This window comes from Cupriavidus sp. GW822-FHT02D05 (assembly GCF_058802485.1).
On the sequence record NZ_JBXAOE010000027.1, the window covers coordinates 94327 to 120304 of the forward strand.

Below are 25978 nucleotides of genomic sequence, written 5' to 3' on the forward strand. Positions count from 1 at the left end.
GGCGCGCCGCTTGGTCATTTAAAGGGGATCAATACGCACTTATGTATTAAGTGCATGACATTAATACCAAGGGATTTACGGCAGGACCTGCGCCGCCTGTAGCGCGATGGCCAGAAAAAAAAGCGTGACGAGGCGTGTGGCGCGGCCGCGTGCCTCAGGCCGGCCAGGCACGTGCGATCACCCGCGCCAGCGCGGTATCGTCGCCCTCCAGCGTGCCGAACACGCGGCCATGCTGGCGTCCCAGCCGGCTGGCCACGAAGCGCTCGGCATCGTCGGTGTCGGCGTGGGCGAGCATCAGCGCCGCTTGCGCGGTCAGCACCAGGCCCTGGGCAAAGCGCCGCGCGCCGGCTTCGAGGTGATCCGGCGCGTCGCGCAGCATCGCCTGCAGCGAGGCGAGTTCGGCCCGCACCGCCGGATGGCCGCCGGCGCGCCGGCCGAGGTCCTGCAATAGCCGCCCCGCGTCCTCGGGATTGCGCTGGAGCGCGCGCAGCACGTCCAGGCACATGATGTTGCCGGAGCCCTCCCAGATCGAGTTGACCGGCGCCTCGCGGTACAGCCGCGCCATCGGGCCTTCCTCCACGTAGCCGTTGCCGCCCCACACCTCCATGGCTTCGCCCGTCACCTCGATGGCGCGCTTGCAGACCCAGAGCTTGGCCGCCGGCGTGACGATGCGCTTCCAGGCGGCGGCCAGCGGATCGGCATCGGCGCGCTCGAAGGCGTGCGCCAGTTCCATCATGAGCAGGGTCGCGGCCTGGCTTTCCAGCGCCAGGTCGGCCAGCACGTTGCGCATCAGCGGCTGCTCCGCCAGCAGGCGGCCGAACGCCATGCGATGCCGCGCGTGATGGATGGCCTGCACCAGCGCCGCGCGGATGATGGCGGCGCTGCCGATCACGCAATCCAGCCGGGTATAAGTGGCCATCTCGATGATGGTCGGGATGCCGCGGCCTTCCTCGCCGATCAGGATGCCGGTGGCCTCGCGGAATTCCACTTCGCTGCTGGCGTTGGAGCGGTTGCCCAGCTTGTCCTTGAGACGCTGGATCTGCACCGGGTTCTTGCTGCCGTCGTCGCGAAAGCGCGGCACGAAGAAGCACGACAGCGGCCCATCCTCCGCGCCCATGCGCGCCACCACCAGGTGGGCATCGCACATCGGGGCGGAGAAAAACCACTTGTGCCCGGTGATCGCGTACTCCGCGCCGCGGCCCTCGCCACGTACGGCGCGCGCGACGGTGGTGTTGCTGCGCACATCGGAGCCGCCTTGCTTTTCCGTCATGCCCATGCCGATCATCACGGCGTGCTTGTCGCGCCAGGGCAGGTCGCGCGGATCGTGCTCGGTGGCAAACAGCTTCGGCCCCAGTTCCGCGAACAGCGCCGCTTCCTTCTGCAGCACCGGGATGCTGGCGAACGTCATGGTGGGCGGGCACAGGGATCCGGATTCGGCCTGCGCCTGCAGGAAATAGCCGGCGGCGCGCGCCACCCACGCGCCCTCCCTGGGCTGCGCGAACGGCAGCGCTTGCAACTGCTGGCTGCGCAGCAGGGCCAGCAAGGCGTGCCATGCTGGCGGAAATTCCACTTCGTCGATGCGCTCGCCGGTGCGGCTGTGCGTATGCAGCTCGGGCGCGTGGCGATTGGCCTCGGCCGCCCACTGCTGCACATCGGGTTTGCCCAGGCGCGCGCCGAAGACATCGAGCGCACTGGCGTGCCAGCCGCCTCCAAGCCGCTCCAGCGCGGCGCGCAGCGCGGGGTCGCCGGTGAACAGGTTGTAGCCGGTCAGGTCCGGGACCTGGTTGAACACGCGGTGGGTGGCGGCTTCGGTCATGAGGTCTCCTGTGCAGTCTTCTGCGCGCGCGGCGCATGGGCATGCCTGATTGCATGGTAGAGCAAGCGGCGCGCTATGTGCGCGGGCTCGCGCTGTGTCCGGCCCCCAACACTTTGCGCCGTCATGGCAGGGCTCGCGGGCCGGGCGCTTGCCGTTCGCCGCTCCCCAGAGATACACTGCACGCTCCCTTCTCGACGCTGCTGCGCAGAAGGTACTTTTTGCCCCGGTTCCCCGGAGGCACTCCCGTACCTTGTATTCCCAGCAGCCATGTCCTCACTTCCCCGTCTTGAAAAAGCCCTGCAGCGCCAGGGCATCCATGTCGAGCGCAGCCAGGGTGTCTATCACCTGCGCAACGAACACGCGCAAGCCTCGGTGCTGTTGCCCGCCACGCTTGCCCTGGAAGCGAAAGCCGTACGGCAGTTGCTCGACTTCGCCGCGGTGCGTTCTGCGGACGGCCACCACGGCGTTTGCAAAGCCTGCGCCACGCCGGACTTTCATCCCGGCGGCATCGCGCCGGTAGGATCGATCGTTGCCACCGACGCGGATTTCGTCATTCCCGCCGCGATCGGTACCGACATCAACTGCGGCATGCGCCTGATCACCACAGGCCTGAAGCAAGCCGCCCTGCTGCCGCAGCAGGATGCCCTTGTGAGCAGGCTGACGCGTGCCCTGCTCGATAACGGCCGCGACGTGCCGGTGCATAGCGCCGCATTCCGTGCCTTGTTCGACGAGGGACCCGCCGCGTTCATCGATCGCGTGGCCCCCCAAGGCTTGTGGGCGCAGGTCGATCGTGACCGGCTGGAGGCCGAACTTGCCGCTTGCGTCGGGCTGGATGCGTTTGGCGGCAGTGCCCGCTATGCGCCGGATGCGCACGTCGGCAATCGCGAGGTCTTTCGCGATCCCTGTCTCGGCACGCCGGGCGGGGGCAATCATTTTGTCGAACTGCAGGTCGTGGACGAGATTTTCGACAGGCACGCCGCGTATCGCGTTGGCCTGGCGCCCGGCGATGTCGTGGCGATGATCCACAGTGGCTCGCGCGATGTCGGCTTCTACGTGGGCCGGCGCTGGATGGACCGGGCGCGCCAGGCCTGGCCCACCGGCCTGAAGCATCCGACTAGCGGGCTGTACGGCTTGGCGGGCAGCCTGGCGCACGAGTACCTGGTGGCCATGGGTACGGCGGCACGCTATGCCTGGGCCAACCGGGTAGTGCTGGCCGAACTCGTGCGCAAGGAGCTGGCCGAATTGTGCGGCGCGACGGCTTCGCGACTGGTGGTCGACGTGCCGCATAACGTGGTGCTGCGCGAAAACGGCCTCAATATCCACCGCAAGGGCGCGACACCCGCGCATGACGGCGACCTGGCCCTGATCCCCGGTTCCATGGGGGATGCTTCCTATATAGTGAGCGGTTTGGGTCACACCGATTGGCTCTCGTCATGCAGCCACGGCGCCGGCCGCAGTGTCCGGCGCCAGGCCTTGCGCCGCTTGAAAAGCGATCATGCCAACGCCGAGTGGCGCTGCGTCACGCTGCGCGAGGAGCGCAGGGTGGAAGAAGCGCCCGAGGCCTACAAGCCGATCGGTCCGGTGCTGCAGGCACAGGAAGAGGCCGGGCTGATCGAAGCCGTGGCGCGGTTGAAGCCTTGGGTGACCTTCAAGGCTTGAAATCACGGCGGTGCTCGAATGGTGTTCGAATGGCAGTGCATGCGCACGCTAAGTCATGGTGCATTGCAGCGTAATGGTGTGCATGCCATTGTCTGGGGGCCGCATGGCCCTCAGCCATACCTCGACGCACGACACTCCAGATTGAAACAGGGGTGGTCAAGCCCCGAGCCTTGTGCTTAAATTCACCCCGTTGGATGAAACAGGGGTGCCGTACGGATGGGCCGTGCGGCTGAGAGAGTCCCTTCGAACCCGATCCGGCTAGTACCGGCGTGGGAAGTTTCATGGTTACCGAACAGCTCCTGCCTTCTCCAAGGCACATGACCCGGCCACACCGCCGCGGCCATGCTCACAGGGCTCCTGGTTTCGTCCATCCCCGCAAGAGAGAGGACGACACCCATGGCCCGCACAAATACCGCCCCCGCCGCATCTTTCGAGTCGCTTGAAACCGATCTCGACAAAAAGTTTGCCTATCCGGCATCCAGCAAGACCTACCTGACCGGCAGCCGCCCCGATATCCGCGTGCCGCTGCGCACGATCCTGCAGACGTCCACGCGCACGGACAAGGGCGAGATGTCCAATCCGCCGATTCCCGTGTATGACACGTCGGGCCCGTACAGCGATCCGGACATCCATATCGACCTGAAGGCCGGCTTGCCCTCGGTACGCGGCAAGTGGATCGAAGAGCGCGGCGACACCGAAGTGCTGTCCGGCCTGTCGTCGGAGTACGGCCTGGCGCGCGCCGCCGATCCGGCCACCGCCCACCTGCGCTTTGCCCAGCTGACCAACCCGCGCCGCGCCAAGGCCGGCGCCAACGTGTCGCAGATGCACTATGCACGCCGCGGCATCATCACGCCCGAGATGGAATACGTGGCGCTGCGCGAGTCGCTGAACCTGCAAGCGCTGTACGACAAGCCCGAATACAAGGCGTTGCTGCGCCAGCACCCCGGCAATGCGCTGGGTGCCGCGCTGCCGCTGCGCCCGGAAGACATGACGCCGGAATTCGTGCGCCGCGAAATCGCTGCCGGCCGCGCCATCATTCCCGCCAACATCAACCACACCGAGCTGGAGCCGATGGCGATCGGGCGCAATTTCCGCGTCAAGATCAACGGCAACCTGGGCAACTCCGCCGTGACGTCGTCGCTGGCCGAGGAAGTGGAAAAGATGGTGTGGTCGATCCGCTGGGGCGCCGACACCATCATGGACCTGTCCACCGGCAAGCACATCCATGAGACCCGCGAGTGGATCCTGCGCAACTCGCCGGTGCCTATCGGCACGGTGCCCATCTACCAGGCGCTGGACAAGACCGGCGGCGTCGCCGAGGACCTGACCTGGGAAATGTTCCGCGACACGCTGATCGAGCAGGCGGAGCAGGGCGTGGACTACTTCACCATCCACGCCGGCGTGCTGCTGCGCTATGTGCCGATGACCGCGGACCGTGTCACGGGCATCGTCTCGCGCGGTGGTTCGATCATGGCCAAGTGGTGCCTGGCGCATCACAAGGAAAACTTCCTGTACACGCACTTCGACGAGATCTGCGAAATCATGAAGGCGTACGACGTGTCGTTCAGCCTGGGTGATGGCCTGCGTCCGGGTTGTATCGCCGACTCCAACGACGATGCACAGTTCGGTGAGCTGCGCACGCTCGGCGAGCTGACCGACAAGGCCTGGAAGCACGATGTGCAGGTCATGATCGAAGGCCCGGGCCACGTGCCGCTGCAACGCATCCAGGCCAATATGGATGAAGAGCTCAAGCACTGCTATGAGGCCCCGTTCTACACGCTCGGACCGCTGGTGACGGACATCGCCCCCGGCTATGACCACATCACCAGCGGCATCGGTGCGGCCAACATCGGCTGGATGGGCACCGCCATGCTGTGCTACGTCACGCCGAAGGAACACCTGGGCTTGCCGGACAAGGAAGACGTGCGCGAAGGCATCATCACCTACAAGATCGCCGCTCACGCGGCCGACCTTGCCAAGGGCTGGCCGGGCGCGCAGCTGCGCGACAACGCACTGTCCAAGGCACGTTTCGAGTTCCGCTGGGAAGACCAGTTCAACCTCGGCCTGGACCCGGAACGCGCGCGTTCGTACCACGACGCCACGCTGCCGGCCGAAGGCGCCAAGATCGCGCATTTCTGCTCGATGTGCGGTCCCAAGTTCTGCTCGATGAAGATCACGCAGGAAGTGCGCGACTACGCTGCCTCGCTCAAGCCCGAAGCCGAGCAAGGCATGCAGGAAAAGTCGATCGAGTTCGTCAAGAGCGGCAGCAAGATCTACTCGTAAGGCGTAGGGCCATGGTGCGGCGCATGTCCGTGCAGCGCCGCACGCGAAGTACCGTGCCCCTTCCCCGAAGGGGCACGCCATGACTTAAAGGAGGCCGGTGCTCGCCGCGCCATCGCGGCGAGCACCGGCACAACCATCCCCATGACAACGCAGTCGTTTGATGTGGCCGTGCTCGGCGCCGGCCTGGCCGGGCGCCTTTCCGCCTGGCAACTGGTGCGTGCCGGCCTGCGCGTGGCGCTGGTCGAGCGCGGTGGCCCCGACGGCGTTGGCTCCGCCGCGCACGTCGCCGCGGCAATGCTCGCGCCCCTGGCGGAATCCGCCATTGCCGAGCGCCGCATCGTCGAGCTTGGCACCGCCAGCGTCGACTTGTGGCGCACCTGGGTGGCCGAATTGCCGGAGCCGGTGTTCTTCCAGGAAGACGGCACGCTGGTGGTATGGCATACCCGCGACCGCAGCGAGATGTCGCTGTTTACCAGCCGGGTGCGCGCCGTGGCGCCGCCCGAACTGGTGGCCGAGCGCATGCGCGCGCTGGACGGCAATGGCGTGGCCGCGCTCGAGCCCGCGCTCGCGGGCCGTTTCTCCCAGGGACTGCTGCTGGCCGGCGAAGGCCAGCTGGACAATCGCGGCACGCTGCGCGCATTGCTGGCTTGCGCGGTGGCAAGCGGGCTGCATTGCGTCTGGGAGGCTGGTGAAATCGAAGCGGGCGACCTGCCCGCGCTGGGTATCTGCGCGCGCACCGTGCTGGATTGCCGTGGCCTGGGCGCCCGCGCCGCCTGGCCGGGGCAGCCCGCCGCGCACGGCAGCATGCCGGGATTACGCGGCCTGCGCGGTGAAGTCGTGCGTGTGCACGCACCCGAGGTCAAGCTGCATCGCCCGGTGCGCCTGCTGCATCCGCGTTACCCGATCTATATCGCGCCCAAGCCCAACGACCTCTACGTGATCGGCGCCACCGAGCTCGAAAGCGAAGATGATTCGCCGATGAGCGTGCGCTCCGCGCTGGAGCTGCTTTCCGCGGCGTATTCGCTGCACCCCGCCTTTGGCGAGGCGCGCGTGCTGGAACTCAATGTGCAGCGCCGCCCGACGCGCCCGGACCACCTGCCGGCCATCCGGGTCGACCAGCATGCCCGCATCGTGCGCCTCAATGGCCTGTACCGGCACGGCTTCCTGATCGCCCCGGCGGTCACCGAGGCCGCCTGCCAGGTGGTGCGGGCTCTGCTCGACGACGATCCTGCCGCGCATGCCGTGCCCGCTTCGGTGCGCTGGCCGGGCATGATCGCGGCCGCGCTCGATACCGTCGCCGGCTCGCCGGTGCTGCACTGAACGACAATGACCATGGATATCCTGCTCAACGGCCGTCCGCTCGCCCTTGCCGATAACGCCACGCTGGCCGATGCGGTGGCGGGCGCCGGCATCGCGCCGCCATTTGCCGCCGCGCTCAACGGCCAGTTCGTGCCACGCGCCGCGCATGCGGCCACCGTGCTCGCCGCCGGCGATCGTATCGACCTCGTGCAACCCGTGACGGGAGGCTGACCCCAAATGACCTTCAATTCCGCAGAACCCCGGCGCGACCTGTTCGCCGACCCCTTCGTGCTCTATGGCGAGTCGTTTGCCTCGCGCCTGTTGCTGGGTACCGCGCGCTATCCGTCTCCCGCCACGCTGCAGGCCGCGGTGGAGGTGGCCCGGCCCGCCATGCTGACGGTGGCGCTGCGCCGCCAGGGCTCGGTCGGCGATGGCGAGGGCGGCCAGGCTTTCTGGCAGATGCTGCGCTCGCTGAACGTGCCGGTGCTGCCCAATACCGCTGGCTGCATGGCGCCGCAGGAAGCCATCACCACCGCCATGATGGCGCGCGAAGTGTTCGAGACCGACTGGATCAAGCTTGAGCTGGTGGGCGACGATTACACGCTGCAGCCCGATACGCTCAACCTGCCCGCCGTGGCCGAGACGCTGATCAAGGAGGGCTTCAAGGTGCTGCCGTATTGCACGGAGGACCTCGTGCTGTGCCGCCGCCTGCTGGACGTGGGCTGCCAGGCGCTGATGCCCTGGGCCGCGCCCATCGGCACCGGGAAGGGCGCCGTCAATCCGCACGCCATGCGCCTGTTGCGCGAACGCTTGCCGGATACCCCGCTGATCGTCGACGCCGGCCTCGGGCTGCCGTCGCACGCGGCCCAGGTGCTGGAGTGGGGCTACGATGGTGTGCTGCTGAACACCGCAGTGGCGCAGGCTGCTTATCCGGTCAACATGGCACGCGCCTTCGCGCTGGCTGTGGACGCGGGCCGCACCGCCTACCTGGCCGGCCCCATGCCGGAGCGCGATATCGCGCAGGCCAGCACCCCGGTGGTGGGCATGCCGTTCTGGCACGCCGAAGGCGCGGAGGACCGCGCATGACCCGCAATCTTCTCCCGGCCGGCATCGACGCCGCGCTGCGCGACACGCTGCTGGCGCGCTATGGCGCCACCTTCGGCACCAGCGACAAGGCCTGGCGCGCGTGGGTGCAGGGCAACGCCCCCGCCGCGCTCGGCGATGCCGACGTGGTGCTGTTCGACGGCGAGGCCGACGAGGCCACGCTGGCGCGCATTGCCGGCGCCGGCGCCATCGCCATCGAGAGCGACCGCGAAGGCGGGCAATGGAGCGACACCGTGCGCTCGCCGATGGGCACCTGGGTCTTCAGTGCCCATGCCGACGACGACACCGCGCATTCGCCGGCCTTCGTCGCCGCGCTGCTGGCTTGCCTGGCGCTGCATTTCCCCGCGCACGATGCGCTCTGCCTGGCGCGCGCCTGGCAGCCGGGCTCGCTGGACTGGCCGGTGGACTTCGCGCGCTTCCCGCACGTGCGCCACGCCGCGCTGGTCGCGCCGGAGCAGCGCGCCGAGCCCTTCGCACCGTGCCCGCCGCTGGGTTTGTACGCGGTGGTGCCCAGCGCCGAATGGATCGAGCGGCTGGTGCCGCTGGCGGTGCCCACCGTGCAGCTGCGCTTCAAGTCCGACGACGTGCAGGCCGTGCGCAGCGAGATTGAGCGCGCCGCCAAGGCCGCGCGCGGCAGCGCTTCGCGCTTGTTCATCAACGATCACTGGCGGGCTGCCATCGACTACCACGCCAGCCAGGGTGGCGACAGCGGCATCTATGGCATCCACCTCGGCCAGGAAGACCTCGACGAGGCCGACCTCGATGCGCTGCGCGCCTCCGGGCTGCGCCTTGGCGTGTCCACGCACGGTTATGCCGAGATGCTGCGCGTGGCCACCATCGGCCCGAGCTACCTGGCGCTGGGTGCGATCTTCCCGACCACCACCAAAATCATGCCGACCGCGCCGCAGGGCCTGGGCCGCTTCCACGCCTACGTCAAGCTGATGCAGCCCGTGGTGCCCTCGCTGGTGGGCATCGGCGGCGTCGATGCGGCGCGCTTGCCGGAGGTGCTGGCGGCTGGCGTTGGCAGCGCGGCCGTGGTGCGCGCGATTACCGAGGCGGCTGACGTGCCTGCGGCGGTGACGAATCTGCTGGGGATGTTTCCGGCGGCGTGATGCATGGGGCCCGGAGGATGGGCAAGCACGCGTGCGTGTGACTGTCCATACTCTGGGCCAGCGCCCGCCCTCTCCCCCGGCCCCTCTCCCACAAGTGGGAGAGGGGAGCAAACCAGCGGGCCTGAACGAAGCCGCAGAACGGGCCAAAGCTGCGCGCCATGACGACGGCTGTCTCTCCCTCTCCCCTCAGGGGGAGAGGGCCGGGGAGAGGGGTGGCTTAGCTAGGAGCCACTTGAAGCGGAGCCCTCGGTTTTGTCCCGCACGACGCTTATCGGGCTTCCGCCCTCTCCCGCGCAGCGGATGAGGGGGGGAGCCCGAACTTGCCACATACCGCCGCGCCCCGATGCCAGTCATTCGCTTAGCAACTCCCGAAGACGTACCCGGCCTGCCTGCCATCGAACGCGCGGCGGCTGAACTATTCCCCGAATCCGACCTGCCTCCCGCGCTGCGCCAGCAAGTCACGCCGCTCGAAGACCTGCAACGCGCGCAGCGTGAGCGCCGCCTGTGGGTCGCTATCGCCCCCGACGGCACGCCAGCCGGCTTCGCGCTCGCCAGCGTGCTTGGCCAGCATGCCTGCCTTGATGAGATGGACGTCCACCCCGCCCACGCCCGCCGTGGCATTGGCCGCGCACTTGTGCGCGCCGTAGCCGATGGTTTGCGCCGGCAAGGCCTGCAGTCGCTCCATCTCACCACCTTCAGCCACCTGCCGTGGAACGCGCCGTTCTACGCAAGCCTCGGCTTTCGCCATCTCGATGAAGCCGATCTCAGCCCGGCGCTCTGCGCCGCACTGGCGCGCGAGGCGGCGCTCGGCTTGCGCCAACGCATCGCCATGCGCCTGGCGTTGTGAGCCACGCCGGCGCCGAACGGCGTTACGATAGTGCCGTGCCATCCACTCCGGCGAACCCCATGATCTCGTCCCAGTTCATCAGCCGCGTCACCCTGCGGCGCGACATCGTCGACAGCTTCGAGCGCTACCCCTTCAGCCTGCCCGCGGTGCGCACGCTGGAAGCGATGGAGATGCACCCCAAGGTGACCTTCCTGGTTGGCGAGAACGGATCGGGCAAGTCCACGCTGATGGAAGCCATTGCCGTGGCCATGGGTTACAACGCCGAGGGCGGCTCGCGCAATTTCAGCTTCGGCACGCGTCGGTCGCATTCGGTGCTGCACGAATACCTGCGCGTTGCGCGCGGCTTCAAGCGCCCGCGCGATGGCTTCTTCCTGCGCGCGGAGAGCTTCTTCAACGTGGCCACGGAAATCGAGCGCCTGGACCAGGAGCCGGCCTTCAGCCCGCCCGTCATCAACGCCTACGGCGGGCGTTCGTTGCACGAGCAATCGCATGGCGAATCGTTTCTCGCGCTGATGATGCATCGCTTTGGCGGCAATGGGCTCTACCTGCTCGACGAGCCCGAGGCGGCGCTGTCGCCGCAGCGGCAACTGGCGGTGCTGTCGCGCATCCATGATCTGGCCGAAGACGGCTCGCAGTTCATCATCGCTACGCACTCGCCGATCCTGATGGCCTATCCCAACGCGTGGATCTACACCTGCTCGCCGGACGGCATGGCGCAGATCGACTATCAGGACACCGAACACTTTCGCGTGACGCGCGATTTCCTGGCCAATCCCGAGCGCATGCTGCGCGTGCTGTTTGGCGACGAGCCGGGCGGCGAGAGAGGGCCGATCTAAATGCTCCGCTATCCCACGCTGATCGTTTCCCTGTTGATGCTGCTTCTTACATTCAGTGCCGGGGATGGGCACTGGATCGCCGGTGCTGGCATGCTTGACCGAGCGTTACAGGGCGGCGCCTTTGTCTGGATTTTCCTGTTTTGCTTCCTGGCCTACATTCCGCTCCTGGTGCTGGTAGCCAGCTACACGCTGCGGGATCTGCTGGCGCTCTACCTGTATAAGAACCGGCGCGCTGTCGTCAGCCTGTTCTTGTTTTCCGTGATGCCAACCATTGCGCTTTACCGCTTCAATGCCTGGTTTGTCCGGGAGATCCTGTAGGCGCTGGAAAACGCCTGCGCTCAGCCGCGCGCGCCACGCGCCAGGATCTTGTACAGATGCGAGCGTGAAATGCGCAGTTGCTCCGCCGCGCGCTTCTTGTTGCCACCGTGCCGCGCGACGGCCTGCAGCACGGCCTCGTACGCGACTTCCCGCAGGTCCGCCGGCGATGCGGCGCGCGCGTTGATCCCAGCCTCATCCGCCGCCTCGTCCAGTGCCTCGCCATACGGCAACGGCGGCTCGCTCAGACCGTACGCCACCGCGCTTTCCTCGCCCCGGGCGAAATCCGCCGCGCGCAGCACGCGTGCGTCGCAGAACACCAGCGCTTCTTCGATCTTCTGCCTGAGCTGGCGCACATTGCCCGGCCATCGCCGCTCGGCCAGATAGCGCGGCACCTCGGAGGCCACTTCCGGCACCGGCACCTGGTTGCGCGCGCAGAAGCCGCGCACGAAATGGGTCAACAGGGCAGGGATGTCCTCGCGCCGCTGGCCCAGCGCGGGAATGCGCAGCACCACGCCGCTCAGGCGGTAGTACAGATCCAGGCGGAAGCGTCCGCCATCGATCAGCGCCTGGATGTCGCGGTTGGTTGCCGCTACCAGCCGGAAGTCCACGCGCTGCGCCTGCCGGCTGCCCAGCCGTTCCACCATATGGTCCTCCAGCACGCGCAGCAGCTTGACCTGCATCTCCATCGGGATATCGGCAACCTCGTCGAGGAACAGCGTGCCGCCTGCCGCCTGCTCCAGCTTGCCGGCCTGCCCAAGGCGATGGCTGCCGGTGAAGGCGCCCGCCGCATGCCCGAACAGCTCGGCCTCGATCAGCGTGGCGGGCAGCGCGGCCAGGTTCAGGCTGACCAGCGGCTTGCCCTGGGCCGCGCGGCTGGCGCCGTGGATGGCGCGTGCCACCAGTTCCTTGCCGGTGCCGCTTTCGCCGAGGATCAGCACCGGCACGTCCAGCCGCGCTACGGTGTCGATCTCTCGGCGCAGCCGCTGCATGGGTGCGCTATCGCCAATCAGCAGGCCGGGGCCGGCGCCGGCCTGCTGCTCGCGCAACGCGTCGAGCTCGCGTTGTGTTTGCGCCAGTTGCGAGCGCAATTGCGTCATCTCGCGGTGCATGCGGCCGATGGCTTCAGGCTCCTTGAAGAGGATCTGGCCGATGGCGCCAAGCACCTCGCCTGCGGCACTGATCGGGATGCGGTTCACCACGCGTGTCACCCCGTTCATCTCCTGCAACTGCCCGATCTCGGCTTTGCCGCTGACGGCCACCTGCGCTAGGCGCGAATTGGGGATGACGTCCACCGCGGGCCGGCCCGTGCCTTCACCGGTGCGCAGGCCGAGGAATTTTTCGTGCACCGGGCTGATGAAGCGCACGTTGCCCGCGCGGTCCGCCACGGTGATGGCCTGGTAGGGGTTGGTGATGAAGTGATCGAGGATCGCGCCGGCAAAGGGTACCGCGCCGAGGAAGTCAAAGAGGGCTGCGTCACGCTCGGCAGGGCGCAGCAGGATGACCTGCCGCTCGCGGTCGCTCAGACGCATGGCGATGAAGCGGTGCGCGGGCTTGCTGTCGGGGCCAGGCAGGCTGCATTCGAACAGGCGGCCGGCATCCTGGGGGGAGTTGCCGTCGCCGGCGAGCCCTGCGCTGGCGGCTAGCGCGGCGGTTGCCAGCGTGGCGTTGGCGGCGAGTCCCAGGCTGGCTAGTACGTCTCCCGCGTGGCTGGCGACCAGTACGCCGAGGTTGTCTTCAGTGCCGGGGAAAGTGTCTTCGGGTGTCGCTGATGACGACATGTTGTGTCTCCGTCGTGGGCACTTTTGTGTCCTTATTGCGGACACAATATCAGCGAGCCATAAAAAGAACAATGAAATCAAGGGCCGGTGCGCCTGGCACGTTTGCTGCATTTATGCGTCTAGATAGCCCACGACCATAACAACAGCACTAAGGAGACCGCCGTGTCCTGGCAGCCCGAAATCGATGAACTGGCCTACCGCAAGCAACTCGCCGCGCAGCTCGGCGGCCCCGACAAGGTCAAGCGGCACAAGGACGCCGGCAAGCTGACCGTGCGCGAGCGCATCGACGCGATCGCCGATGCCGGATCGTTCCGCGAGGTGGGCGCGCTCACCGGCAGCGGCCAGTACGACAGCAATGGCCGCCTGGTGGGCCTCACGCCCGCCAACCTGGTGATGGGGCGCGCCAAGGTGGACGGCCGCCCGGTGGTGCTGGTGGGCGATGACTTCACCGTGCGCGGCGGCGCCAACGACGGTGCCGTTGGCGAGAAGCTGATCCATGCAGAGAAGATGGCGCACGACCTGCGCTTGCCCATGGTGCGGCTGGTAGACGGCACCGGCGGTGGCGGCTCCGTGCGCAATATCGAGAACAAGGGCTACACCAACATCCCCACCATGAAGGTGTGGCAGCACGTGGTGGAGAACATGTCGCTGGTGCCGGTGGTGTCGCTGGCGCTGGGCTCGGTGGCCGGCATGGGCGCGGCGCGCGTGGCCGCGAGCCACTACTCGGTGATGGTCAAGGGCACCGCGCAATTGTTCAACGCCGGCCCGCCGGTGGTGGCGCGCATTGGCCAGGTACTGGAAAAGAACGAGCTCGGCGGCAGCCAGATCCATACGCGCAATGGCGTGGTCGATGACGAAGTGGCGAGCGAGGAAGAAGCCTTTGCGCGCGCGCGCCGCTTCCTGTCCTACCTGCCGGGCTCGGTGCATGAACTGCCGCCGCGCGTTGAGCCAACCGACGATCCCGCCCGCCGCGATGAGTGGCTGCTCAGCGCGATCCCGCGCGACAGCCGCTCCGTCTACAAGGTGCGCCCCATTGTCGAGACGCTGGTGGACCAGGGCTCCTTTTTCGAGATGGGCCGGCACTGGGGCCGCGCCATCGTGACCGGGCTGGCCCGCGTGGATGGCTGGCCGGTGGCGGTGGTGGCGAGCGATCCGTATCACTACGGCGGTGGCTGGGACGGCCCCACCGCGGAGAAATTCATCCGCTTCGTGGACCTGGCCGAAGCCTTCCACCTGCCGGTGATCAATATGGTCGATATCGCCGGCTTCCAGATCGGCCTGGAAGCCGAGAAGGCCGGCACCATGCGCTACGGCGTGCGCGCGCTGGCCGCGGTGTACCAGGCCACCACGCCGTGGTGCTCCGTGATCCTGCGCCGCGCCTATGGCGTGGCGGCGGCGGGGCACCAGCATATGGGCCGCTTCAACTTCCGCTATGCATGGCCGTCCGGCAACTGGGGCTCGCTGCCGATCGAGGGCGGGCTGGAGGTTGCCTACAAGGCCGAGATCGAAGGCGCCGACGACCCCGTGCAAAAGCGCGCCGAGATCGAGCAGCGTGTGCGCAGCCTGACGTCGCCGTTCCGCAGCGCCGAAGCCTTCGTGGTGGAAGACATCATCGACCCGCGCGATACGCGCTCGCTGCTGTGCGAGTTCGCCAACCTGGCGGCGCCGCTGCGCGAGCCGGGCGTGCGCAAGTTCGGCATCCGGCCCTGAGACGAGAGACCGTCCGGCAAATCAGACACAAACAAAATAATGGAGACCGCCTTGCCCAATCACCGACCTATCCTTGCGCACCGCCCCACCCTCAATGCCATCGTTACCGCCACGCTGGCCGTTGGCGCCGCACTGCCGGGCGCCACCGGCGCGCAGGCGCAGGAGCACTGGCCGCAGAAGCCCGTCACCATCGTCGTGCCGTTTCCCGCCGGCGGCATGACCGACCTGCTGGCGCGCCGCATCGCGCGCGACATGCAGGCCGAGTTCAAGCAGCCGTTCGTGGTGGATAACCGCGCCGGCGCCAGCGGCCAGATCGGCACCGAGATCGTCGCGCGCGCCAACCCGGACGGCTACACGCTGCTGGTCAGCGCCACGCACCAGGTGATCAATCCCGCGGTGCGGCCCAAGCTGCCGTACAACGCCAGCAAGGACTTCACCCCGATCGCGCTGTTGGCGACCACGCCCAACGTGCTGGTGGTGAACAACAATGTGCCGGTGTCGAACCTGCAGGAATTCCTTGCGTACGCGAGGAAGCAAAAGGAAGGCTTGTCGTTCGGCTCATCCAGCATTGGCGGCGCCACGCATATGTCGGGGGAGTTGCTGCGGCTGATGACCAACACGCCGCTGACGCATATTCCCTACAAGGGCGCGGCGCCGGCGCTGTCGGACCTGCTCGGCGGCCAGATCCCCGCGCTGTTCCATGACGTGATGACGATGGCGCCCTATGTGAAGGACGGCAAGGTCAAGGCCATCGGCGTGACCTCGGCCAAGCGCAGCGAGGCCTTGCCCAATGTGCCCACCATTGCCGAGCAGGGCGTGCCCGGCTACGAGGCCACCACGTGGATTGGCTTCTATGGCCCGGCCAACCTGCCCAAGCCGCTGGTGGAGCGCCTGAACCGCGACGCCGTGAAGAGCATGAACACGGCGGAATCCAAGGCTAACCTGGCGCAGAGCGGCACCACGCCCGGCACGCTGAATGCCGAGCAGTTCGGCGCGTTTATGCAGGCGGAACTAGTCAAGTGGAAGCGCGTGGCCACCGAAGCCAAGGTGAAGGTGGATTGAGATGAGCGACAACATGCTTGAACTGCTGGCCCCGCGTTCGGTTGCCATCCTTGGCGCCTCCGATAATCCGATCAAGGCCGGCGGCCGGCCGATCGATTACATGCGCCGCTACGGCTTTGCCGGGCGTGTGTATCCGGTCAACCCCAAACGCGCGCAGATCCAGGGCCTGCAGGCCTATCCCGAACTGGCCGCGCTGCCCGATGCGCCCGATGTCGTGGTGATCAGTGTCGCGGGGCAGGAGGTCGAACAGGCCATCGACCAGTGCCTGGCGGTCAATGCGCGCGCAGCGGTGATTTATTCCTCGGGCTTTGCGGAGCTTGGCGAAGCCGGCGCGGCGCAGCAGCGCAGGCTGGTCGAGCGCGCGCGCGCGGGCGGTTTGCGCTTGTTCGGCCCCAATACGCAGGGCGTGGCCAACTTCCGCGATGGCGCCATCCTGCATTTCTCCACCATGATCAACGAGGAAGCCGGCCAGGACGGGCCGGTCGCCATCGTCAGCCAGAGCGGCGCGGGCTCTTCCATCGTCTACGGTGGCCTGCGCCGCAAGGGCATCGGCGTGCGCTATATGGTGGCGACCGGCAATGAGGCGGACATCACTGCCGCAGAGGTGCTGCGCGCGGTCGGCGCCGATCCGGACATCCGGGTGCTGCTGCTCTATATCGAATCGCTGAAAGACCCGGCTGTGCTGGCGCAGGCCGCGCGCGTCGCGCATCAGCGCGACATTCCCATCCTCGCCGTCAAAGCTGGCCGCACGCAGGCCGGGCAACTCACCGCCAGCTCGCACACCGGCGCGCTGGCCGGTGAGGATGCACTAGCCGACGCCTTCCTGCGCCAGCACGGCATCCAGCGTGTGGCGGATTTCCGCGAGCTGGTCGAGTACAGCCAGGTGTTTATCGGCGGGCAGCGTCCGCGTGGACGCAAGGTAGTGGCGATCAGCAATTCCGGCGCCACATGCGTACTGGCGGCCGATGCCGCCGAGGATCAGGGCCTCGCGCTGTGCCAGTTCGAAGGCGAGGGGGAAGCCGCGCTCAAGGCAGTGCTTCCAGCGTTTGTGTCGGCGCGCAATCCGATCGACATGACCACTGCGCTGCTGGGCCAGCCGCACATCTACGGGCAGACGCTGGAAGTGGTGGCCGCGCAGCGCCAGGCCGACATGATCTACGTGGGCTTTCCTATCGGCGGCGAGGGCTACGACTTTGCCGATTTCTCCGCGCAGACCGGCCGCTTTGCCTCGGCCAGCGGCGTGCCGGTGGCGGTCAGCGCCAACCAGGAGTGGGTGGCGCAGGCGTTCCGCGCGCAAGGCGTGCCGGTGTTCGACAGCGAGCGTGCCGCCATGCGCGCGCTGGGCATGCTCGCGCGGCACGCGGCGATGAATGCCGCCGCGTTGGCCGAGCCCGCCGCGCTGCCGCCGGTGTTCGCCAAGGACAATGCGGCTCCCAACGTATCGCTCGACGAAGTGGCAAGCCTGGCGGCGCTGGCGCAGGCCGGTCTGCCGGTCGTGCGGCACCGCCTGTGCCGCAGCGTGGATGACGTGCGCCGCGCGCTGGGCGAACTGGGCACGCCAGTGGTTGCCAAGGGCGTTTCGTCCGATATCACGCACAAGTCCGAGCTAGGGCTGGTGCGCCTCGGCCTTGCCGACGAGGCGCAGGCACTGGCTGCCTTCCATGACCTGGACCGTATGCTGCGAGGGCTGTCTGCCAGCCAGGGCATCCAGCATGGCGGCGTCTTGCTGGCGCGCCAGCAACGCGGCGCTTTCGAGCTGGCGGTGGGCGCGCACATCGACGACGTCTACGGACCGGTGGTGATGGTGGGGCAGGGCGGCGTGCTGGTCGAAGCGATAGACGACGTGCAGTTTCTCGTCGCGCCCTTCAACGCCGCGCAGGCGCGCGAGGCCATCGGCCGGCTGCGCATTGCGCGCGCCTTCGGCGCGCTGCGCGGCATGGAGGCGGTCGATGTGGACGCGCTGGCGCAAATGCTGGTGCGCGTGGGCGACTGGATGGTGGGCGCGCAAGGACAGGTACGCTCGGTCGACGCCAATCCGGTCATGGTGAGCCGCGCCGGCGTGGCGCCGGTGCTGGTCGACGCGGTAGTGATCCGCGCGGGAGAGACTTCATGATTGCCACGACGAAGGCTTGCGAATCGGTACGTCCGTTGCGTCCCTTGCGTCCCTTGCGTCGCGTGCTGGTCGCGAATCGCGGCGCGGTAGCGGCGCGCATCATCCGCGCGCTGCGCGGGCTGGGCCTGGAATCGGTCGCGGTGTACTCGGATGCCGACGCTGGCTTGCCCTACCTGCGTGAAGCCGATGCCGCGCTGCGCCTGGGCGAAGCGCCGCCGCTGGCCAGCTACCTGGACCAGGACAAGCTGCTGGAAGCCGCGCGCGCCAGTGGCGCCGATGCGGTGCATCCCGGCTATGGCTTCCTGTCGGAAAACGCCGCTTTCGCCGAGCGCGTGGAAGCCGCCGGCCTGTGCTTTATCGGCCCGTCCCCGCACTGGATCCGGCGCCTTGGCCACAAGACCGAAGCGCGCGCTTTCATGGCTGCGCAAGGCATGCCGCTGGCGCCCAGCTCCGAGGTGCTGCCCGACGACATGGACACCGTCGCCGCTGCGGCAGAGCGTATCGGCTATCCGGTGCTGATCAAGCCCGCCGGCGGTGGCGGCGGCATCGGCATGGTGCCGGTGCGTGACGCGGCCGGCTTGGCCGCTGCCTGGCAGCAGGCGCGCTCGGTGGCGCAGCGCAGCTTTGGCCAGGCCGAGCTGTACCTGGAGAAGCTGGTCGAGCAGCCGCGCCATATCGAGTTCCAGGTGCTGGCCGACCGCCACGGCGGCGTGCGCATCCTGTGGGAGCGCGATTGCTCCGTGCAGCGCCGTCATCAGAAAGTCATCGAGGAAGCGCGCGCGCACGGGCTGGACCGTGCCGAGGTGCAAGCCATGGCGGCCAAGCTCTCGGCGCTGCTGTCCGGCATCGGCTACGACGTGATCGGCACGGTGGAAATGCTGCACACGCCGGCCACCGGATTTGTCTTCCTGGAGATGAACACGCGCCTGCAGGTGGAGCACGCCGTCACCGAGCAGATCACCGGCGTGGATATCGTGGCAGCGCAGATCCGGCTGGCGCGCGGCGAGCGCATCGATGATGTGCTGCCGGGCGGCCAGGTCCACGCGCAAGGCCATGCCATCGAGGCGCGCGTGTATGCCGAGGACCCGGTGCGCTTCTTCCCGTCGCCTGGCCCGCTGGAGGTGTTCCGCCCGCCGCAAGGCGAGGGCATCCGCGTGGAAACCGGCTACGCCGAAGGCGCCCGCATCACGCCGTACTACGACCCCATGCTGGCCAAGGTGATTGCCACCGGCGCCGATCGCGGCGAGGCCATCGCCACGCTGCGCGCGGCGCTGGGGGATTTCGCCATTGCCGGCGTCAAGACCAACATCCCTTTCATCCTGCGCGTGCTCGCGCATCCCGATTTCCTGGCCGGGCGCATCGATACCGCGCTCGCCCAGCGTGTGCTGGCCACGCCTGCCGCAGAGAACCCACAACCTACCCAGAGAGCTGCCTGATGAACAAGATCGAAGCCGCGGTAAGCGGCCATGTCTGCGCCATCCACATCGAAGTTGGCGCTACCATTGCGCCCGGCGACGCCGTGATGATGATCGAGTCCATGAAAATGGAGATACCGCTCGAATCCGAATATGCTGGCGTGGTCAAGGCCATCCTGGTGCGGCCCGGCGACGCCGTCGCCGAGGGCCAGGCGGTGGTGGAGCTCGCATAACGCGAAGAACGCGAATAAGGAAGAACTGTTTTGGAAAGTCCCGCTCAGATTGTCCCGGTAGCGCCGGGCACGCTCGAGAAACCCTACTTCGGCATCGACGTGCCGCTGATGCGCCATCTTGGCCTGCAGCCCGTGCGGATGGAAGAGGGCCTGTGCCACACGCGCCTGCCGGTCAGCCCGTTCCTGGTCAACAGCCGGGGCGACGTGCACGGCGGCACCTTGATGGCCACGCTGGATTTCACGCTCAGCGGCGCCGCGCGCTCGCATGCGCCGCTGGAAACCGGTGTGATCACCATCGATATGTCCACGCATTTCCTGGCTGCGGCACGCGGTGAACTGCACCTGGAAGCGCGCTGCATGCGGCGCGGCGCGCGCATCGCGTTTTGCGAGGGCGAAGTGAAGAACGCCGCTGGTGAAGTGGTTTGCGTGGCACGCGCGGCGTTCAAGCTGGTACCGCTGAGCAGCGGCGGGGACTGACGCCTCAGGCGTTGCCGCTGGCCGGACGGTAGACCTGGGCGAAGCGCGCCTGCTGGACGATGCCGTAGTCGTTCGGGGCGTATTGCATCAGCCAGTCGCCAGCTGCGCCATGCAGTACGTCGCCGCCGGCTGAGCGGGCAATGCTGAAATCCTGGTCCATGCGTTTGGCCAGCACCACGCCCGGGATGTTCTGGTAGGCGCCATCCTGGCCGTGGGTGCCGGCTTGCAGCGGTTCGTACTTGGGGTCGAAGCGTTCGCGGGACACGACCCAGCGGTCGCCGGTGGAGCCGGTGATGATGGCGTCGCCGGGCCGGTAGCGGTTGGGGCCTTCGAGGCTGATGAGTTCGCCGGGTTCTTTGGCGAAGGCTACCTGTACCACTTCGTGCTTTTGGTATGGGGCGGCGGTGGGGTCGGTGCGCAGGTCGATCTGGGTGAGGGTGGGCATGGTGTGGCGGATGTCGGGCTGGGGCGCAAATCATACCGCTGGTTCGCTCCCCTCGCCCACTTGTGGGAGAGGGGTCGGGGGAGAGGGCGGGCGCTCGTTCCGCCGGCGTGCTGGACAAATCCAAGGGCTCCGCTTCCAGTGGCTCCTAGCTAAGCCACCCCTCTCCGCGGCCCTCTCCCCCTGAGGGGAGAGGGAGAAACAGCCGTCGTCATGGCGCGCGGCTTTGGCCCGTTCGACGGCTTCGTCCAGGGCCGCTGGCTTGCTTCATCCCAGCACCCGCGGCGCAAAGCCGTGGTTCAGCGGCCCGTTGCCCGTCCCAAGCGCAAAGTCAGCTCCCGCCACAATCGCATCGGCCACGAAATCCAGCGCCACTTCCACCGCGTCTTCCAGCTTATCGCCCCTTGCCAACTGGGCAGCAATGGCCGCTGCCAGTGTGCAGCCGGTGCCATGCAGGTTGCGGGTGTCGACCCGCTGATGCCTGAACACGCGCACAGTGCCGTCGGCACTCAGCAACAGGTCGTCCAGGCCGGCATCGGCCGGATCCAGGTGCCCGCCCTTGAGCAGCACCGCCGGGCAGCCCAGCGCGACCAGGTCGCGTGCCGCCTGCTCCATTTCATCACGCCGGGTGATCTTGCGGCCCAGCAGGTAGGATGCCTCGGGCAGGTTGGGCGTGACCAGCACGGCGCGCGGGAACAGCAGGCGCACCATGGCCTGGGTGGTGGCGTCGTCCGCCAGGGTGGCGCCGGAGGTGGAGATCATGACCGGGTCCACTACCAGCTGGCGAATGCCATGGCGGTCCACCGCGGCGGCTACCGCCTCGACGATGGCGGCGGTGCCCAGCATGCCGGTCTTGGCCGCATCCACGCCGATATCGCTGGCAACCGCATCGATCTGGGCCGCCACCATGTCGGCCGGGATGGCATGCACGCCGGTCACGCCGAGCGTGTTCTGCGCCGTGATGGCAGTGATCGCGCTCATGCCGAAGCAGCCCAGCGCCGCAAAGGTCTTGAGATCGGCCTGGATGCCGGCGCCGCCGCCCGAGTCGGAGCCGGCGATGGTCAGGGTGCGCGGGGGGCGGTGTGTCGTCAGGGTCATGTGCTGGGCCGGCGGTCAAGAAAAATTCATGGCGGTGGCGGTGCCAAGCGTGCCGGGGCAGGCTACAATACCGCCACTCCGAGGAGCGTTGCAACGAATGGGCCTTATTGTGCCATTCGCCAGGCTCGGACTGTCTTCAACGGCGCTCGCTGATCCGTGGCATACACACGGAGGCGAGTCGACCTATCCGCCCGTTATGCAAAGGCCCTGGTTTTCACCATCCTTGCATGGCGCGGCCGTATTCCCCGCACTCGTCCTTCGTCGCCACTCTTCATCGGAGTGAAACATGAACGCAGTGACTGACCTGAAGAACGATTACCTCGTGGCCGACCTGGGCCTCGCCGGCTGGGGCCGCAAGGAAATCGCCATCGCCGAAACCGAAATGCCCGGCCTGATGGCCATCCGCGACGAGTACGCTGCCGCCCAGCCCCTGAAGGGCGCGCGCATCGCCGGCTCGCTGCACATGACCATCCAGACCGCCGTGCTGATCGAGACGCTGGTGGCGCTTGGCGCCGACGTGCGCTGGGCATCGTGCAACATCTTCTCGACCCAGGACCACGCTGCCGCGGCCATCGCCGCTTCGGGCACGCCGGTGTTCGCCTTCAAGGGCGAATCGCTGAAGGAATACTGGGACTTCACCCACCGCATCTTCGACTGGAAGGATGGCGGCACCCCCAACATGATCCTGGACGACGGCGGCGATGCCACGCTGCTGCTGCACCTGGGCGCCCGCGCCGAGAAGGACGCATCGCTGATCGCCAACCCGGGCAGCGAGGAAGAAACCTTCCTGTTCGCCGCGATCAAGGAAAAACTGGCCAAGGACCCGTCCTGGTACAGCCGTAACCTGGACGCCATCAAGGGCGTGACCGAGGAAACCACCACGGGCGTGCACCGCCTGTACCAGATGGCGCAAAAGGGCGAGCTCAAGTTCCCCGCCATCAACGTCAACGACTCGGTGACCAAGAGCAAGTTCGACAACCTGTATGGTTGCCGTGAATCGCTGGTGGACGGCATCAAGCGCGCCACCGACGTGATGATCGCCGGCAAGGTTGCGCTGGTGGCCGGCTACGGCGACGTGGGCAAGGGCAGCGCGCAGGCACTGCGTGCCCTGTCGGCCCAGGTGTGGGTGACTGAAGTCGACCCGATCTGCGCACTGCAGGCCGCGATGGAAGGCTACCGCGTGGTGACCATGGAATACGCTGCCGACAAGGCCGACATCTTCGTCACCTGCACCGGCAACTACCACGTCATCACCCATGACCACATGGCCAAGATGAAGGACCAGGCCATCGTCTGCAACATCGGCCACTTTGACAACGAGATCGACATCGCCTCGCTGGAAAAGTACGAGTGGGACGAGATCAAGCCGCAGGTCGACCACGTGGTGTTCCCCGCCGTTGGCGATCAACCCAGCAAGAAGATCATCATCCTGGCCAAGGGCCGCCTGGTGAACCTGGGCTGCGGCACGGGCCACCCGTCGTACGTGATGAGCAGCTCGTTCGCCAACCAGACCATCGCCCAGATCGAGCTGTGGCAGGAACGCGAAAGCGGCAAGTACCCGGTCGGCGTCTACACGCTGCCCAAGCACCTGGACGAAAAGGTCGCGCGCCTGCAGCTCAAGAAGCTCAACGCGCAACTGTCCGAGCTGACCGAGCAGCAAGCCGCCTACATCGGCGTGAGCAAGCAAGGCCCGTACAAGGCCGATCACTACCGTTATTGATCAACCGCCGGTTCGTCAGCCCGCGGCGCCCGCGCGCAGCGGGCGCCGTGCCCCGAATCTGCCCCGAATCCGTTTTACCCAAGCGAAGGAGTCGTCATGAGATTGTTGGCCGTCTGGATCATCAACGCCGCCGCGCTGTTCCTGGTGGGCAGCCTGATCGATGGGATTCATCTTGGCGGCTTCGGCTCGGCCATGATCGCCGCGCTGGTGCTTGGCCTGGTGAATACCTTGATCCGCCCGATCCTGGTGATCCTGACCTTGCCGGTGACGCTGCTCACGCTTGGCCTGTTCATCTTCGTGATCAACGCGCTGCTGTTCCTGTTCGTGGGCAAGCTGCTGGCCGGTTTCGTGGTCACCGGCTTTGGCGCGGCCCTGCTTGGCTCGATCCTCTACAGCGTGATCTCCTGGGCCCTGTCGAGCGTGCTGCTCGGCGAACGCCGCAGCGCCTGACGCCGTCCGGCGTCCCATGCCAATTTTTCAGCGCGCCGCGCCATAGGCGGCGCGCCACCATCATGCAAGACCGCTACTTCAGCTTTGAATTCTTCCCGCCCAAGACGGCGGAGGGCGCCGAGAAGCTGCGCAACACGCGTGCGCAGCTCGCTCCGCTGCAGCCCAAGTTCATCTCGGTGACCTTCGGCGCCGGCGGCACCACCCAGCAGGGCACGCTGGACGCCGTGCTGGAGATCCAGCGCGAAGGCATCGAGGCCGCGCCGCACTTGTCGTGCGTGGGGTCCTCGCGCGAGAGCATCCGCAATATCCTCAAGACCTACCGTGAAGGCGGCATCCGCCATATCGTCGCGCTGCGCGGCGACATGCCATCGGGCATGGGCGAGATCGGCGAGTTCCGCTATGCCAACGAGCTGGTGGAGTTTATCCGCGCCGAGACCGGCGACTGGTTCAACATTGAGGTGGCGGCTTATCCCGAGTACCACCCGCAGGCCAAGTCGCCCCGCCACGATCTCGAGAACTTCGTGCGCAAGGTCAAGGCCGGCGCCGACTCGGCCATCACCCAGTACTTCTTCAACGCCGATGCGTACTTCCGTTTCGTCGAGGACGTGCGCGCCATGGGTGTGGACGTACCGATCGTGCCGGGCATCATGCCGATCACCAATTCCTCGCAGCTGATGCGCTTCTCCGAGATGTGCGGTGCCGAAGTGCCGCGCTGGGTGGCCAAGCGGCTGGAAGGCTTCGGCGATGACCGCGAATCGATCCGCGCCTTTGGCCTGGATGTGGTCACCGCGCTGTGCGAGCGCCTGCTTGCGGCCGGCGTGCCGGGGCTGCATTTCTATACGCTCAACACGGCCAGCGCGACCAAAGCCATCTGGCAGCGCCTGAAGCTCTGAGGCATCCGCCCGCGCCCGCGCCATGCCAGCCCGCCGCCCCGATCCCTTCATCGACCATCTGCTCGAACTGCTGGGGCCGCTAGCGGCGCGCATCGGCCCGATCACCACGCGCCGCATGTTTGGCGGCCACGCCCTGTACTACGACGGCCTGGTGTTCGCGCTGGTGCTGGGCGGGCGCTGCTACCTGAAAGTGGACGACCAGACGCGCGGGGGCTTCGAGGCCGAGGGCGGCGAGCCGTTCCGCTACAGCCGCAACGGCCGCGAGGTCTCCATGCAGCATTACCTGAGTGCTCCACCGGCCTGCCTGGAGTCGGCCGAGGCCATGACAGCCTGGGCGCGGCTTTCCGTGGAGTCCACGCTGCGGCTGGCCAATCAGGCGGGCTGAGGCGCTGCCGGGCGGTGGCATACTTTGGCCCATGGCCACCGACCCTGCCACCGTCACCGCCACGTTTCGTTTCTACGAGGAACTGAACGATTTCCTGCCGCGCGCGCAGCGCGGCCGGGATTGCGTGTGCGCCTGCGCGCGCGCCGCCACCGTCAAGCACATGATCGAAGCGCTGGGCGTGCCGCACACCGAAGTGGAGCTGATCCTGGTGAACGGCGAGTCATGCGGCTTCGAGCGCCTGCTGCAGGATGGCGACCGCGTCTCGGTCTATCCCCAGTTCGAAGCCTTCGACGTCACACCGTTGCTGCGCGTGCGCGCCGAGCCGCTGCGCGCGACCCGCTTTGTTGCCGACGCCCACCTGGGCGGGTTGGCGCACCTGCTGCGCCTGACCGGCTTCGACACGCTTTACGACAACCATTACGCCGATAGTGAGATCGAGGCCATCGCCATGCGCGAGGGCCGCATCGTGCTCACGCGGGACCGCGAGCTGCTCAAGCGGCGCGGGGTCACCCATGGCTGCTACGTGCGCGCCATCAAGGCCACACCGCAACTACGGGAGATTTTCGCGCGGCTCGACCTGGCCCGTAGCGCGCGGCCGTTCTCGCTGTGCCTGGACTGCAATGTGCCGCTACGGGCGATCGACAAAACCGAGGTCGACGGCCGCGTGCCGCCGGGCGTGCTTGCGCGCCAGGAGCGGTTCGTGACTTGCGATTGCTGCCAGCGAGTGTTTTGGGAGGGATCGCATTGGCGGCATATGCGGGATTTGGTGGATGAGTTGGTGCCTGTGGGGCGTTGTTTGTAGTTGGTGGCTTGTTTTTTTGGGGTGTGGTCGCTGTTTTTTTTAGCGGCGTTGGTTTTTGGACCCAAGGGCCATACGACATCCCCCTGCGGGGGCTGCCGGTCACTTTTCTTTGACCGGCAAAGAGGG

Annotated in this window: 24 protein-coding genes and 2 riboswitches; of the genes, 20 read left to right on the forward strand and 4 right to left on the reverse strand. The window is 67.2% G+C overall.

Annotation, left to right across the window (positions count from 1 at the left end; translation table 11 throughout):
• Positions 1–154: 154 nt before the first annotated feature.
• On the reverse strand, positions 155–1816 hold the full coding sequence (locus AC1RQK_RS29995; RefSeq protein WP_492812916.1) for an acyl-CoA dehydrogenase family protein: 1662 nt from the start codon (positions 1814–1816) through the stop codon (positions 155–157).
• Between the two features lie 267 nt (positions 1817–2083).
• Here AC1RQK_RS29995 and AC1RQK_RS30000 point away from each other — a divergent pair, with 267 nt between their 5' ends.
• The 9 genes from AC1RQK_RS30000 to AC1RQK_RS30040 all read left to right on the forward strand — a co-directional run bounded on the left by AC1RQK_RS30000 (position 2084) and on the right by AC1RQK_RS30040 (position 11274).
• Positions 2084–3475: an RtcB family protein gene (locus tag AC1RQK_RS30000; protein ID WP_492812918.1), complete on the forward strand. Its 1392-nt coding sequence runs from the start codon at positions 2084–2086 to the stop codon at positions 3473–3475.
• Between the two features lie 191 nt (positions 3476–3666).
• A riboswitch (TPP riboswitch) is annotated at positions 3667–3768 on the forward strand.
• Between the two features lie 103 nt (positions 3769–3871).
• Entirely contained in the window at positions 3872–5758 is a 1887-nt protein-coding gene (thiC, locus tag AC1RQK_RS30005) for a phosphomethylpyrimidine synthase ThiC (RefSeq protein ID WP_441641114.1), read from the forward strand.
• 141 nt (positions 5759–5899) lie between these two features.
• Positions 5900–7078, forward strand: coding sequence for an FAD-dependent oxidoreductase (locus AC1RQK_RS30010; RefSeq protein WP_492812920.1), 1179 nt, complete (start codon positions 5900–5902; stop codon positions 7076–7078).
• 12 nt (positions 7079–7090) lie between these two features.
• Complete coding sequence (thiS, locus tag AC1RQK_RS30015) at positions 7091–7288, forward strand: sulfur carrier protein ThiS (protein WP_150989923.1); 198 nt, start codon at positions 7091–7093, stop codon at positions 7286–7288.
• Between the two features lie 6 nt (positions 7289–7294).
• Positions 7295–8143, forward strand: coding sequence for a thiazole synthase (locus tag AC1RQK_RS30020; protein ID WP_043343126.1), 849 nt, complete (start codon positions 7295–7297; stop codon positions 8141–8143).
• On the forward strand, positions 8140–9273 hold the full coding sequence (locus AC1RQK_RS30025) for a thiamine phosphate synthase (RefSeq protein ID WP_492812922.1): 1134 nt from the start codon (positions 8140–8142) through the stop codon (positions 9271–9273). Before AC1RQK_RS30020 ends, AC1RQK_RS30025 begins: the two co-directional genes overlap by 4 nt.
• Before the next feature lie 343 nt (positions 9274–9616).
• Positions 9617–10120, forward strand: a complete 504-nt coding sequence (locus AC1RQK_RS30030) for a GNAT family N-acetyltransferase (protein WP_492373936.1) — start codon at positions 9617–9619, stop codon at positions 10118–10120.
• Between the two features lie 59 nt (positions 10121–10179).
• Positions 10180–10956 (forward strand): AAA family ATPase, encoded by a 777-nt coding sequence (locus tag AC1RQK_RS30035; RefSeq protein ID WP_492812925.1) that lies wholly within the window; start codon positions 10180–10182, stop codon positions 10954–10956.
• A complete protein-coding gene (locus AC1RQK_RS30040; RefSeq protein ID WP_492812927.1) occupies positions 10957–11274 on the forward strand; it encodes a hypothetical protein in 318 nt (105 codons plus the stop codon).
• A gap of 20 nt (positions 11275–11294) precedes the next feature.
• Here the strand turns inward: AC1RQK_RS30040 and AC1RQK_RS30045 are convergent, their stop codons facing one another.
• Positions 11295–13052: a sigma-54 interaction domain-containing protein gene (locus tag AC1RQK_RS30045; RefSeq protein WP_492812929.1), complete on the reverse strand. Its 1758-nt coding sequence runs from the start codon at positions 13050–13052 to the stop codon at positions 11295–11297.
• Between the two features lie 162 nt (positions 13053–13214).
• On the opposite strand from AC1RQK_RS30045, the gene AC1RQK_RS30050 reads away from it, so the two are divergent.
• Genes AC1RQK_RS30050 through AC1RQK_RS30075 form a run of 6 tightly spaced genes read left to right on the forward strand, consistent with a single transcriptional unit; the run spans position 13215 to position 20062 of the window.
• Positions 13215–14762 carry an acyl-CoA carboxylase subunit beta gene (locus tag AC1RQK_RS30050; RefSeq protein WP_043343137.1) on the forward strand — a complete coding sequence of 516 codons (1548 nt, stop codon included), beginning with the start codon at positions 13215–13217 and terminating at the stop codon, positions 14760–14762.
• A 51-nt stretch (positions 14763–14813) separates the two neighbouring features.
• On the forward strand, positions 14814–15824 hold the full coding sequence (locus AC1RQK_RS30055) for a tripartite tricarboxylate transporter substrate binding protein (RefSeq protein ID WP_492373940.1): 1011 nt from the start codon (positions 14814–14816) through the stop codon (positions 15822–15824).
• 1 nt (position 15825) lies between these two features.
• Positions 15826–17937 (forward strand): acetate--CoA ligase family protein, encoded by a 2112-nt coding sequence (locus AC1RQK_RS30060; protein ID WP_492812931.1) that lies wholly within the window; start codon positions 15826–15828, stop codon positions 17935–17937.
• Complete coding sequence (locus AC1RQK_RS30065; protein ID WP_492373942.1) at positions 17934–19373, forward strand: acetyl-CoA carboxylase biotin carboxylase subunit; 1440 nt, start codon at positions 17934–17936, stop codon at positions 19371–19373. Before AC1RQK_RS30060 ends, AC1RQK_RS30065 begins: the two co-directional genes overlap by 4 nt.
• Entirely contained in the window at positions 19373–19585 is a 213-nt protein-coding gene (locus AC1RQK_RS30070) for an acyl-CoA carboxylase biotin carboxyl carrier protein subunit (RefSeq protein ID WP_492373943.1), read from the forward strand. Before AC1RQK_RS30065 ends, AC1RQK_RS30070 begins: the two co-directional genes overlap by 1 nt.
• Positions 19586–19615: 30 nt before the next feature.
• The gene (locus AC1RQK_RS30075; RefSeq protein ID WP_492812934.1) at positions 19616–20062 is read left to right on the forward strand and encodes a PaaI family thioesterase; all 447 of its coding nucleotides are present in this window, start codon (positions 19616–19618) and stop codon (positions 20060–20062) included.
• Positions 20063–20066: 4 nt separating this feature from the next.
• Here AC1RQK_RS30075 and AC1RQK_RS30080 read toward each other — a convergent pair whose 3' ends face one another.
• Positions 20067–20507, reverse strand: a complete 441-nt coding sequence (locus tag AC1RQK_RS30080; protein ID WP_492373944.1) for a PGDYG domain-containing protein — start codon at positions 20505–20507, stop codon at positions 20067–20069.
• Between the two features lie 264 nt (positions 20508–20771).
• A complete protein-coding gene (gene thiD / locus AC1RQK_RS30085; RefSeq protein WP_492373945.1) occupies positions 20772–21602 on the reverse strand; it encodes a bifunctional hydroxymethylpyrimidine kinase/phosphomethylpyrimidine kinase in 831 nt (276 codons plus the stop codon).
• A gap of 74 nt (positions 21603–21676) precedes the next feature.
• A riboswitch (S-adenosyl-L-homocysteine riboswitch) is annotated at positions 21677–21757 on the forward strand.
• A 131-nt stretch (positions 21758–21888) separates the two neighbouring features.
• Here thiD and ahcY point away from each other — a divergent pair.
• The 5 genes from ahcY to AC1RQK_RS30110 all read left to right on the forward strand — a co-directional run bounded on the left by ahcY (position 21889) and on the right by AC1RQK_RS30110 (position 25852).
• Entirely contained in the window at positions 21889–23322 is a 1434-nt protein-coding gene (gene ahcY / locus AC1RQK_RS30090) for an adenosylhomocysteinase (protein ID WP_043343154.1), read from the forward strand.
• Between the two features lie 96 nt (positions 23323–23418).
• Positions 23419–23772 carry a phage holin family protein gene (locus AC1RQK_RS30095; protein ID WP_150989950.1) on the forward strand — a complete coding sequence of 118 codons (354 nt, stop codon included), beginning with the start codon at positions 23419–23421 and terminating at the stop codon, positions 23770–23772.
• A 62-nt stretch (positions 23773–23834) separates the two neighbouring features.
• Positions 23835–24665: a methylenetetrahydrofolate reductase [NAD(P)H] gene (metF, locus tag AC1RQK_RS30100; protein ID WP_183032212.1), complete on the forward strand. Its 831-nt coding sequence runs from the start codon at positions 23835–23837 to the stop codon at positions 24663–24665.
• 22 nt (positions 24666–24687) lie between these two features.
• Positions 24688–25050 (forward strand): TfoX/Sxy family protein, encoded by a 363-nt coding sequence (locus AC1RQK_RS30105; RefSeq protein ID WP_492373947.1) that lies wholly within the window; start codon positions 24688–24690, stop codon positions 25048–25050.
• Positions 25051–25081: 31 nt separating this feature from the next.
• A complete protein-coding gene (locus AC1RQK_RS30110) occupies positions 25082–25852 on the forward strand; it encodes a Mut7-C RNAse domain-containing protein (protein WP_492373948.1) in 771 nt (256 codons plus the stop codon).
• Positions 25853–25978 lie beyond the last annotated feature (126 nt).